General features: G+C 67.3%; 15 protein-coding genes. 6 read left to right on the forward strand and 9 right to left on the reverse strand.

Annotated features, from left to right (window positions below; all coding sequences use genetic code 11):
• Positions 1-34: 34 nt before the first annotated feature.
• Both AU192_RS07000 and AU192_RS07005 read right to left on the reverse strand, forming a co-directional pair.
• Positions 35-550, reverse strand: a complete 516-nt coding sequence (locus AU192_RS07000; RefSeq protein WP_064395066.1) for a hypothetical protein — start codon at positions 548-550, stop codon at positions 35-37.
• A 7-nt stretch (positions 551-557) separates the two neighbouring features.
• Positions 558-1,214 carry a DUF6474 family protein gene (locus AU192_RS07005; RefSeq protein WP_064395067.1) on the reverse strand — a complete coding sequence of 219 codons (657 nt, stop codon included), beginning with the start codon at positions 1,212-1,214 and terminating at the stop codon, positions 558-560.
• 252 nt (positions 1,215-1,466) lie between these two features.
• Here AU192_RS07005 and AU192_RS07010 point away from each other — a divergent pair, with 252 nt between their 5' ends.
• Positions 1,467-1,958, forward strand: coding sequence for an ImmA/IrrE family metallo-endopeptidase (locus AU192_RS07010; RefSeq protein WP_064395089.1), 492 nt, complete (start codon positions 1,467-1,469; stop codon positions 1,956-1,958).
• Complete coding sequence (locus AU192_RS07015; protein WP_064395068.1) at positions 1,955-3,139, forward strand: hypothetical protein; 1,185 nt, start codon at positions 1,955-1,957, stop codon at positions 3,137-3,139. Before AU192_RS07010 ends, AU192_RS07015 begins: the two co-directional genes overlap by 4 nt.
• Before the next feature lie 51 nt (positions 3,140-3,190).
• On the opposite strand, the gene AU192_RS07020 is transcribed toward AU192_RS07015, so the two are convergent.
• The 4 genes from AU192_RS07020 to AU192_RS07035 all read right to left on the reverse strand — a co-directional run bounded on the left by AU192_RS07020 (position 3,191) and on the right by AU192_RS07035 (position 5,867).
• Positions 3,191-3,589, reverse strand: coding sequence for a helix-turn-helix domain-containing protein (locus tag AU192_RS07020; protein ID WP_064348517.1), 399 nt, complete (start codon positions 3,587-3,589; stop codon positions 3,191-3,193).
• Between the two features lie 396 nt (positions 3,590-3,985).
• Positions 3,986-4,672 (reverse strand): TMEM165/GDT1 family protein, encoded by a 687-nt coding sequence (locus tag AU192_RS07025; protein ID WP_064395069.1) that lies wholly within the window; start codon positions 4,670-4,672, stop codon positions 3,986-3,988.
• A gap of 260 nt (positions 4,673-4,932) precedes the next feature.
• Complete coding sequence (locus tag AU192_RS07030; protein ID WP_064395070.1) at positions 4,933-5,466, reverse strand: hypothetical protein; 534 nt, start codon at positions 5,464-5,466, stop codon at positions 4,933-4,935.
• Between the two features lie 122 nt (positions 5,467-5,588).
• Positions 5,589-5,867 carry a S26 family signal peptidase gene (locus AU192_RS07035; protein WP_242656917.1) on the reverse strand — a complete coding sequence of 93 codons (279 nt, stop codon included), beginning with the start codon at positions 5,865-5,867 and terminating at the stop codon, positions 5,589-5,591.
• 85 nt (positions 5,868-5,952) lie between these two features.
• On the opposite strand from AU192_RS07035, the gene sodN reads away from it, so the two are divergent.
• Entirely contained in the window at positions 5,953-6,375 is a 423-nt protein-coding gene (sodN, locus tag AU192_RS07040; RefSeq protein WP_064395071.1) for a superoxide dismutase, Ni, read from the forward strand.
• Positions 6,376-6,477: 102 nt separating this feature from the next.
• Here sodN and AU192_RS25650 read toward each other — a convergent pair whose 3' ends face one another.
• On the reverse strand, positions 6,478-6,636 hold the full coding sequence (locus AU192_RS25650; protein WP_156616872.1) for a hypothetical protein: 159 nt from the start codon (positions 6,634-6,636) through the stop codon (positions 6,478-6,480).
• A gap of 368 nt (positions 6,637-7,004) precedes the next feature.
• Between AU192_RS25650 and AU192_RS07050 the strand changes: the two genes are divergently transcribed.
• The 3 genes from AU192_RS07050 (at position 7,005) to AU192_RS07060 (ending at position 9,304) form a co-directional block, all read left to right on the forward strand.
• Positions 7,005-7,346 (forward strand): rhodanese-like domain-containing protein, encoded by a 342-nt coding sequence (locus AU192_RS07050; protein WP_064395073.1) that lies wholly within the window; start codon positions 7,005-7,007, stop codon positions 7,344-7,346.
• Between the two features lie 69 nt (positions 7,347-7,415).
• A complete protein-coding gene (locus AU192_RS07055) occupies positions 7,416-8,444 on the forward strand; it encodes a DUF4328 domain-containing protein (protein WP_064395074.1) in 1,029 nt (342 codons plus the stop codon).
• A gap of 5 nt (positions 8,445-8,449) precedes the next feature.
• Positions 8,450-9,304: a glycerophosphodiester phosphodiesterase gene (locus tag AU192_RS07060; RefSeq protein WP_064395075.1), complete on the forward strand. Its 855-nt coding sequence runs from the start codon at positions 8,450-8,452 to the stop codon at positions 9,302-9,304.
• 23 nt (positions 9,305-9,327) lie between these two features.
• Here the strand turns inward: AU192_RS07060 and AU192_RS07065 are convergent, their stop codons facing one another.
• The gene (locus AU192_RS07065) at positions 9,328-9,873 is read right to left on the reverse strand and encodes a ferritin (RefSeq protein ID WP_064395091.1); all 546 of its coding nucleotides are present in this window, start codon (positions 9,871-9,873) and stop codon (positions 9,328-9,330) included.
• A gap of 130 nt (positions 9,874-10,003) precedes the next feature.
• Positions 10,004-10,933, reverse strand: coding sequence for an LCP family protein (locus AU192_RS07070; RefSeq protein ID WP_064395076.1), 930 nt, complete (start codon positions 10,931-10,933; stop codon positions 10,004-10,006).
• Positions 10,934-11,110: the final 177 nt, after the last annotated feature.

The following is an 11,110-nucleotide window of genomic DNA, read 5'->3' on the forward strand; positions in this document are numbered from 1 at the left end:
CGAATGTGTCTTTCTCGAGCCGTTGGTATGTGGATCAGAACGCGGGGGCGACCGGCGGCCCGCGATCAGATACCGAAGCGGCGAGAAGCAGCGCAGAGCGAAGCGGTTGTTGGGCCCGCCGCACGATCGGACGGCCCTGCGGTGCGGCAGGCGGGCACACCACGCGCACCGCCACACGCACTACACGCGACAGCGCCCGGCTCAGTCGTTCGCCGGCCGCGATCAGCACCGCCCCCACGCAGACCGCCACGGTGTGGGCGACGATCATCGTCGCGGTCTGCGTCGCATGGATATGCCCGGAGGCGCCGAGCACGATGTGGCCGGCGATCTGACCTGACGCCAGAATCGCAAGCAGGACAGGCGTTTTCGAACCGGCGGAGAGGGTGGCGGTCGATGTGCCGACGGTCGCGGCGACGATGACCAGCGCCACGATCGCGGCACCGCCCGGCGGCTCTGCACCGCCGTAACCGTGTGCGGCCGACGCGAGCGTCGCCGTCAGCAGCCCCGCAACCGCGCCACGAAGGCGGGCTGCGGAGCCGGACGGCGACACTTTCAGCTCAGCTCACGCCGAGCCGAGCCATCAGGTCGGCGTCGATTCCGTCGAGTTGCCGTTCGATAGCGGCGTGCGCAGACCGGCGCCGCGACGGCGGCATGTGCTCGGCGGCGGCGATCGCGGCGGACAGGTCCCCGAGGCGCTCGGTGATCGCCCCGACGAATTGCTTGGTCTCGGCGTCCTTCGGCTTCTTATCGGAGACGAGCCGCAACGACTGTTCGGCACCGGAGATGCGCGCCGACAGCTGGGCGCCGTGACCGTTGAACTGGCCGACCTGGCTGAGCGGAACACCGAGCCGGTCCGCCCGGCGTTGATCGGCATAGCCGCGCGCGGCGATGGCCGCGCGGTAGCCCACGGGCACCACGATCGGCGCGAGTAGGCGGATGACGGTGAGCATGCGACGGATCCGGCCGGGGGCGAACAGCTTGCCTTCGCGGGCGGCCTTCAGCTGCGTCTCGGCCACCTTCAGGGCTGCGCGGTCACTGTCGCGCTGGGCCTTGAGCTGCGCCTTGAGCGCCCTGGCCTCGGCCCGGTGGGCAGACTTGATGCGACGAGCTTCGTTCTTGGCGGCCAGCTTGGCCTCCAGTTTCGCCTTCGCCTTGATCGCGCGGGCCTCGGCCCTGCGGGTGGCGCGAGTTTTGTGTCGCTTGAACGGGCTCATCCCGGCTGCCTCCCGGCGGTCTTCTCGGTTGCTGACGTCATGGCTGTGCAGGTTCTCGGTGCAGCACAACCCTATCGTTCGGAGCGCTCGGGCCGCGGGCGGCTCGGCGCCGGGAAACGAGCACCGGATCCGTCTTGGCTGCATGGCGTATTGAGGGCATGCTTATACAGACCGCAACGTTCGCGAACTGACTTCGAAGCCGCCCGTCAAGAGGGCGGAAAGCGCATAGTGAACGGGTCGGAAGGGGGATCCATGCCAGCTAACCGCCGTGTCACCCGTGCGGTCGGGGCCGTGCTCGAACTGGCGCCGCGGCACGGGGAGGTGTCGCTGACCCGACTCGTCGAGGCCGTCAGCGAAGACCGCAAGCGACCCATCGAGCTCAAGATGGCGGAGTTGCCGCCGGGGGTCTGTGGGCAGTGGCGTCAGTACAACGACCACGACGTGTTCCTGATCCAGAAGGGCCTACCCGCGTGGGACCGCACCCTCGCCCACGAGCTGGGGCATCTGGTGCTGGGCCACGACGGTATCCCCGTCGCGCAGGCCGCCGAACAGAGCACGGAGTTCGCCAGCTCCGATCTCATCAGCTACATGCTCAACCAGCGGACCGGTTGTATGGGTCCGGCGGGTGAGGAGGCCGAGCAGGAGGCGGAGGATTTCGCGGCCCTGCTGCTGTACCGCCTGGGCCGGCTTCCGTCGGACCGCTCGTCGATCGTGCAGGTGCGGCTCGGAGAGGCGTTTGGTTGATCGTCTGGGTGATCGCCGGTCTGCTCGGACTGGCCACCGGACTCCGCATCGGATGGGCGCTGGTCAATAAGCAGAGCCTGGTGAGCACCGCGATGATCGTCGCGCTGGCGAGCCTGGCCTTGATAGCCGCGCTGAACTGGCAACCCCTGACCCTGCTCATCGACCGGTTGCTGCGCTGGCCCAACATCTCCCTGGGGTTGTCCCAGGTGGCGCTCGTCGCGTGTGCCGCGGGCAGTTGCGTGATGATCACGACCGTGTCGTCGGTGCGCAAACCGGCGACCATCCGCAGGATCGCGGTGGCGCAGTACAGCGTTGCGGCGGTGATCGCCGTGGTGACCGGTGTGGCCTTCTTCTCCGCAGGCCGCCAGCCCGAGATGTCGCCCCAGGAATACCTGCAGCGCAACCTCAGCGGCGGTGGGAACACGCTGCCGTGGTTGCTGCCGCTGCTCTACGTGCTCCTGGCGTTGTCGTTGGTCTCGTGGGCTGGGCTGCGCTATTCGAACCGCAGCCGCCGCGGGCGCGCGCTATTCGTGTTCACGATCGGCATCGTGCTGATCGTGGTGGCGTCGGCCTTCTTCTTCCTGCGTGCTCTCGACCGCGGCGGACCGGTCGGCGTCGGGGCCGCGGCGACGCTCCTGGGCTGCGCGATGTTGGTCGTCGCCGCGGGATCGCTGCTACCCAGCATCGAGGACTGGTTCGGCGCCAGGCGCGAACTGCGGGCGATCCAGCCGATCCTCACCGAACTGGGCCGCAGGCACCCCGACATCGGCATCGGTGTCCGCCCGCGGGGACCCCTCGTCTTCCGGGTGGCGGAACGGATGTCGTTGATCTCCGACGCGCTCTACTTGGAAGCCACGGCCGCCGAACACCGGCGCAAGCTTCGAGTCGACCCGCGCGGTGCGGTGTCCGGCGACGGTTCAATTTCCGGCGATGATGCCGACCTGGACGAGGCGGACCTCGAGTCCCCGCCGGTTCCGCCGCAGGAACAGGCCCGGGCGATCGCCGAGTGGATCCATTCGGGAACCGCCGACCGCGCATCGGAGGACAAGCGCGTCGATTTTCCGGGCCTGGGCTGGTTGAACCAACCCAGCGAATATTCCGACCGCGAGTGGATTCTGGAGATCGCCGAGCAGTACAGAGCACTGACCCGTCGCGATGGCGCGACGGGTCAAGCGACGTAGCTGGTAGCGCGGCCCCGCTTCGCCAGCTATGACGCGGCGAGCCGCACCGGGCTAATCGTCCAGATGCTCGCGGCGACGCAGCTCATCGACCTTTTGGACGATGTCCTGCTGGGCCTCCGGCGACAAGCCGACGGTGCGTGCGGCAATACGCCGGACACCCTCGTCGCGCATGCTGGCGAGCCAGGTCAGCTCCTTGTCGAGCTTCTCGTAGTACTCGTCGTCGGTGAAGTAGGCCGGCTTGATCCGGAAGAAGTTGGCAAGAGCGGCCATGGTGGTGGCAGAGGGGTTGGTGCGGTTGCCCGAGCGCAGCTGCGAGAGGTACGGAGCGGACATGGTGACGCCCTCGGCCTTCAGTGCCGCGATCACCTCAGCAGAGGTGTGCGGGCCGCGTCCCGGCGGGTAGACCGTGTCAAACAGCCGGTTCAGGCGAGCGGCGAACGTCGTGCTCATCGATATGACCTCCACATGCATTGGACGAGCGGTGTACAAGCGGCGTATTTGCTGATCATCGTAGCGAGTGTTGTGGCAACAACCAAGTGCAAACCCGGGAAAAGTTGACCAGCCCCCGCGTTCAAGGCCCGCTACTTGCCGGCTACCGCGTGTTCCCCGTGCGCCGACGCCTCTACCATACGGTGCGACGAAGCAAACAACAGTCACTTCGTCGAGCTAGTTTTGCCATGTCGAGCTAGTTTTGCCATGGTGCCGTGCACCGCGTGCGCAGGAAACCCGCTGACCGCCGCCGGCAACGTCAGTTGTATGCATTCGAGCCGAACGCAGCGTTTGCCAAGTGCCGCGCGGATGGTCGCGGGAGCCCGCGCGAGCGGTCGCCGAGCGCGCGAATGGAGGTCAGGACGCCCGGGTCGACGGCTGGGGTGCCCCGGACGGTACGGGTGCACTGCGGCGGCGGATGAGCCAGATCACCAGCACCGCGACGGTGACGGAAGCGGTGACCGCCACCGCAACCCACCGCAACCCCAGCGCACTGTCGAACAGCAGCCACAGCCCGAACAGCAGGAACAGCACGCTGGCCAGGCCGTGCAGGAACCGCTCCGGCAGCCTGCGGTGCATCAGTCTGCCCGCAGCGATCGCGGCACCGTCGGCCAGAACCATGCCCGCAGTCGCGCCGATCCACACCCCCGCCCAACTGTGTTCGCTGGCCAGGGCGACGGTGGCCAGCATCGTCTTGTCGCCGAGTTCGGCCAGCACGAACGACGACACGATCGCGGGGACGACGAACCGCGGCTCTGCGATCCGGACCTCGTCGTCGTGCCCGTTTTCGCGCCACGTCCACACCGCGAACAACAGGAATGCGATGGCGGCGACGAACGCGATCGGGCGTTCGGGCAGCGTCACCCCGAGGAAGTGTCCGACCGCGACGGACAGGCCGTGAACCAGCATCGCGGCGATCCCGACCCCGGAGAGCACGACCCACCATCGGTGCCGCAGCGAGTAGGTCATGGTGATCAGCTGCGACTTGTCGCCGAGTTCGGCGACGAAGACCACGGCCAGGCTGACCACGATGGCGGCGAGCATTTAGACGACCCTTTCGACGCGTCGCCGACGTAGCGATGTTCATGCCCCGCCGGCTTCGGTCGAAGGTCTCGCCCACCACCTCGGATGTGTGGTTCGCCGGCCGGGCTTGCGCCAGTATGTCGACACGACGATTGGGGGCTACTCCCCTTCGCTTACTGACCCGACCATAGCTTCGATCGCGCGGATGTGCCAGTGTCACGTAGGGTTTCGGGCACCCGAATCCACCGTTCAGGAACCCGAATCAAATGCTTCGAAAGCCCTTATGCCGCAAGGAGCATCGCGAGGATCGCGGTGTCCGGGTGGCTGATCGGGTCCACGCCGACGCGGCTCACCATGGAGGTCACTGTTCCATCGGATTCGGCTTCCACCCATGCTGCGCGGTGCTCGAGGCCGAGATGGGGGAGGCCGGGCAGCAACACGCAACCGGAGGCCGCGCCGCTGCACTCCGGCAGTGACGGTGTGGTTTCCGACGGGGGATGCAGCATCAACAGGGCCGGCGGCTGGTGCTCGGCGAAATAACCTGGCGGTACCGCTGATTCACCGACCACGGTGCCCTCGGCAAGGACGAGGCCGACCGTATTGGGCTCAGGCTCGTCGGGCAGCTCTTCACGGGCACCGAAAATCGTTGTCGTGGACAACAACCCGGGAAGCGATGCCACGCGCACGGCGACCATCAGCAACTGAGCCCACTCTTTGGTCGAATCCGGCCAGCGACCCGAGATGACGAATCCCTTGAGTGAACCGCGTGAATGAAAGGGGGCGATCTCGATCGCCTTGCCCGACTCCCTCTCCATATCGCCTCCGCGCCATCGGTGTTCGGACGCCGGCCTCTGGCCGACTGATGGCCCGACACGCCAGTGGGTCGATTTGCTCAGCATGCGGCAGAACTCGGCTGGCACGCAAGTGGACACGACTGCTAATCACCGGAATTGGCTCGGGCAGTCCACAGCACGCGATACGAATCGGCCGCGGGGACCCAACCGAATTCGTGGGAGTCGACGGCACCGGGGGCGCCCGGATTGTCCGAGCGCGCTTCGAAGATCACGTCGCGACCGTCGGCGTAGACATCGCCGACCCGCTTGACGAGCCACCGTGTCGAACGCCGCGGATCCGGGAACACCCGTAGCTGCCCGCGCCGAATGCTCCCGCCCCGCAGGGCCAATAGGCCATCCCCTGGGCCGACCGTCGGGCGCATCGAGTCGTCGACCACTCGGAACAACCGCAGAGGCCAGCGTCGCGGTGTCTGGTTGCGGCGCACCTCCAAAGGGTAGGTTAGGTACATGCTGCATCGATTGTTGAACCACGCGACCCCTGCCCATGCCCACTGCGATCTCTACTGCGGCGTCTATGACCCCGCGCAGGCCAAAATCGAGGCGCTCTCGTGCCTCAAGACGATCCAGAAGTACCACGACTCGGACGATGAGCACTTCCGCGCGCGCTGCATCATCATCAAGGAGCGGCAGGCCGAGGAGGTCAAACATCACCTGATGGTGCTGTGGGCCGACTTCTTCGCCAAGGATCACTTCGAGCAGTTCCCCAACCTGCATCAGCTGTTCTGGGACGGCGTGCACGGCGCGGGCGACGTCAAGAAGTCGCTCGATGTCGCCGTCGCCGAGAAGCTGCTCAAGACGATCGACGAGATCGCCGACATCTTCTGGCAGACCGACAAGGGCAAGCAGATGGGTGTCTATCCGCCCGCCTGAAAACCTTCTCGACACCAAGAAGCCGCCGAGTCATAGACCCGGCGGCTTTGTCGTGTTGTCGCGAAGAAGTCGTATCCTCGCGAAGGAGTCGGCGGCTCGTCGTCAGAACAGGACGATCAGGGCCAGCACGACCAGGAGCACCAGCGCGATCACGCCGGCGCGCAGTAACGCCATCAGCTGGCTGCGGTTGTAGGCGGCGGGCGTCGAGGACTGCCACTTCGTGGGGGGCATCGCCGAACCCGATCCCATCGAAGATGTCATGAACCCCTCCTGACCTGCATGTTCCACGTTCCCCCGGGTGAGATCTATCACAACTGCTGGTTGTGACGCCGATCATAGCCCCTTGCGTCGAACCGGAAAAATCGGCTCGCGCGCACCACGGAATGTGGGTGCGGCCGGCTCAAGTCGCGGTTAGCGGGACTAGGGATTTCGCTCGCCGCCCGACCGCCTGTTGATGGGAGCGCCCAAACGTCGACCGCTTATCCACAGCGATCCTCAGGAAAAACACAGATTCAGCGGCTCAAGGCGGGTTCTCCGATGTCGCGGCTTGTGGATGAACCTGTGGAAATTGTGGATAGGTGGTCATTGCTGTCGCCGCGAGCCGGCCGGCGGCATGTCAGCATTGAGGCATGAACGAGGCTGAAATCGCGCAGGTCGATGTCGCCGACGTGCCGACGACCTTCGACGCCGGCGCGATCCTGCTCGACGTACGCGAAGACGATGAGTGGGCACGCGGGCATGCCCCGGATGCGCGGCACATCCCGATGGGACAGGTCCCAGCGCGTCTGGCGGAGATCGACGTCGACGCGCAGGTGTTCGTGATCTGCGCAGCCGGTGGGCGGTCGCAGAGCGTGGCGCAGTACCTGGCCAGGAACGGCTATTCACCGGTCAACGTCAGCGGCGGCATGTTCGCCTGGGCCGGTGCCGGCCGACCGATCGTGACCGACGACGGCGGGCCGGGTGTGGTCTGACGCATCGTCGCTACGCTGGTCGAATGGTCGGGCGAGGAGTGAAGTGATTCCGCGCGCGCGAGGAGCGAAATGATTCAGGTGTGTTCGGCGTGCGGAACCCGGTGGAACGTGCGCGACCGGCGCCGGACGTGGTGTCCGCGGTGCAACGGATCGCTGATGCCGCCATCGGCGTCTGCGCCGGACACCGCGAACGCCCAGTGGAGCGCACGGTCCGCGGCCGCAGCGCCCGGCCCACGGCCGCAGCTGCCACCGGGATACCGCTGGATCGCCGTGCGGCCGGGCGCACCGCCGCATCCGCGGCGCCCGAAGCGCGCGCTCGGCCCGACACCTCGCTACGCGACCATCCCGCGATGGGGACTTGTCGACCAGCCCGCGCCGGTTGACCAACAGCAGGAGGCGCCGCGCCGCGGCCCGTCGCCGGGCATGGTGACGGGCACGCTGCTCCTGACGATGGCGGTGCTGGGCGCCGCGGCGCTGATCCACCTCGCGCGCTACGTGCTGCTGATCATCAACCGGTCGGTGTTGCTGCCCCCGTGGATCGCCGCGATCGCGACCTGGTTCGGTGTCGTACTCAGCGTCGTTGCCGCGTTCATGGTGGTGGCCAGCCTCATCGTGCTGACGAACTGGCTCATCGCCAGGCGGGCCGCCGCCTACACCTACCGGGGAACGACGGACCCTCGATCCTCCTGGCGACTCCAGGCCGGCTGCCTGCTCCCGTTCGTCAATCTGTTCTGGGCGCCGGTGTTCGTCCTCGAACTGGCGGGCGTCGAGGAGCGGCTCAGCTATCTGCGCAGGCCGATCGCGGTGTGGTGGCTTGCGTGGGTAGCCAGCTACGCGGTGTCGATCTGGTCGATCGCGACCAGCTTCACCCGCGATGCGCAGGGAATCGCCGACAACACGATGACCACGATGATCGCCTATCTGCTGGCGCTGACCACCCTGCTGCTCGCCATGAAGGTCGTTTCCGGTTTCGAACGGCAGCCGGTCGAGCGCCCGAGCAAGCGCTGGGTGATCGTCCCCGACGACAGCAGGCCGGCGGAGGATCGACCCGAGCCCGAGGCTCCGGTTGAGTCGCACGGGCAGGACCCGGCAGCATAGGCCCTATGACAGGCGACTCCGAAGCCGCCGAGAACGCGACTTCCGGACCGACGCCCGGGGGCCATCCCTTCGTCGTGGCGCACCGCGGCGCGTCGGCCGACCGTCCCGAGCACACGCTCGCGGCGTACGAGCTTGCGCTGCAGCAGGGCGCCGACGGCGTGGAATGCGATGTGCGGCTCACCCGCGACGGCTACCTGGTGTGTGTGCACGACCGACGGGTCGACCGCACGTCGAACGGAACGGGGCTCGTCAGCGACATGACGCTCGCCCAACTGCGCGAGCTCGACTACGGCGGTTGGCATCCAAGCCGCAATGCCGTTGAGGTGCAAGGTGATACGGGCTTGCTCACCCTCGAAGGGCTGATCTCTCTTGTGCTCGATTGGAACCGGCCGGTCAAGGTGTTCATCGAAACCAAGCACCCTGTCCGGTTCGGTGGGCTGGTGGAGAGCAAGGTGCTGGCGCTGCTGCACCGGTTCGGGATCGCCTCCCCGGCATCGGCGGACCTGTCGCGCGCCGTGGTGATGTCGTTCTCGGCGGCCGCGGTGTGGCGAATCCGACGCGCGGCCCCGATGTTGCCGACCGTGTTGCTCGGCGAGACGTCGCGCTACCTCGGCGGCAGCGCCGCCACGACCGTCGGCGCCACCGCGGTCGGGCCGTCGATCGCCACACTGAGGGAGCATCCGGAGTTGGTCGACCGGGCGGCCGCGCAAGGCCGCGCGCTGTACTGCTGGACCGTCGATCATTTCGAGGACGTGCAGTACTGCCGCGACCTCGGTGTGGCATGGGCCGCGACCAACCACCCCGGCCGCACCAAGGATTGGCTGCAGAACGGTCTGGCCGGCGCCGCCGGTCGCGATTAGCCGCGCTCAGATCCGCGCGACGCTCAGAGGCTGCCTCCCGCGACCTTCGGTGCGCCGACGTCCTTCGACGTCGAACCGAGCTCGCGCGCTACGAAGTCCTCCAGGCGGAAAAGGTCGTCGCCGGCCCGGTCGGCGATGCGCACCAACGTCGTCATCTGCGCGACTTCCTCGATCTGCTCACCGAGGAACCATTGCATGAACTGCTCGCCGAGGTAGTCGCCCTCGTCGCGGGCCACGCCGGCCAGCCGGCCGATCTGCTCGGTGACGGTGCGCTCCAGATCGAGGGCCAGCACGAGCGCATCGCGCGGAGCATCGAAGGCGTTGCGCACCGCGTCGACCCCGGGGATCTCGAATTCGACGTCGCGGTCGAGGAGGTACTGGACCAGCATCATGGCGTGATTGCGCTCTTCGACCGACTGCCGGTAGAAATGCTTGGCCAGCTGCGGAAGGTCGGCTCCGTCGAAGTAAACGGCGATGGCGAGGTATTGCTGCGCGGCGCCGAACTCGTTGCGCATCTGCTCTTGCAGCAGGGCGTGGAATTTGGTGTCGGATGCTTCAGCAGTGGTCATGGACGCCACGATATCCCAGCTCAGAGGCCATAGTCAGCGAAGGTCGACCTAACAGAGGTCAGGTTTACCTAAATGAGTCGACCCTGTGTGACGGCGGTTACGCGCCCGGATGAATGTTTGCTGAGGTGCGTCAGGGCTGCGCGTCGAGAACGTCCTGCGGTACCGGGGAGTCGGTCCGCAGCGCCTCGAACAACTGGCTTGCCAGGGCGTCGTCCCAGACCACGACCGAGCCGGCGTCACCGCTGGAGTACTCCCCGATGGGGACGGTGGTGGTGAGGACGTCTCCGTGCATCGCCCAGGCGAGCCGGGCCAGGTTCCACACGTGATCGTCCTCGTTGACGGTGAAGGTGTGGCCGGCGGCTTCGGCCATCGGATACCAGCGCAGCGGGTTGAGCAGCACCGACGGGCTGGTGGCGCGGTGCAGCAGCGCGGACATGAACTCCTGCTGGTGAACCATGCGGTCGAGGTCCGCGCGCGGGGTGGCCCTGGTGCGGACGAACCCCAGCGCGCTGCGGCCGTCGAGCTTCTGGCATCCGGCCGGCAGGTCGATGCCGGCAAGGGGATCGCTGATGGGCTCGGCGGGACACATCGTCACACCACCGACCGCGTCGACCATGGTCGCGAACCCGTCGAAGCCGATCTCGGCGTAGCGGTCGATCCGCAGGCCCGTCGCCTCTTCGACCGTCTGGGCGAGCAATTGCGGGCCGCCCACCGAGTACGCGGCGTTGATCTTGTCGCTACCGTAGCCCGGGATCGACACGTAGGAGTCACGAGGTATCGACACCATCGTCGTGTCGGTGCTCGAGGCGATGCCGGGGATGTGCACAAGCAGGATCGTGTCGGTGCGGCCGTTACCCATGTCCCCGCCGGTGGTCAGCTGCGCCTGTTGTTCAGGGGTCAGGCTCTGACGGCTGTCCGATCCGACGAGCAGCCACGTGGTGCCCGCGCCCGCGGCGGGCCGGCCGGCGTAATCGGCCAGCGCGGGGATGCGCTGCAGTGACGAGTCCATCCAGATGCCACCGGCCACGACCGCCGTCACGGCCAGTAACAGCACCACCAACAGCAGTCGGCCCCAATGCCGTTGGCGCCGAGTGCGTTTCGGCTTCGTCGGGGCTGCAGGCGGCGGTGGCGGTTGGGGTCGTGGTGCCGGTCCGCGGGCGGCCGTGGGGCGAGCGCCTGCCCGAGGTGGCGGCGGAGGCGGTGTGCGTCGGGGCGTGGGGGGTGGCGGGGGGGGGTG

This window comes from Mycobacterium lehmannii (genome assembly GCF_001499925.1).
Taxonomy (GTDB): domain Bacteria; phylum Actinomycetota; class Actinomycetes; order Mycobacteriales; family Mycobacteriaceae; genus Mycobacterium; species Mycobacterium lehmannii.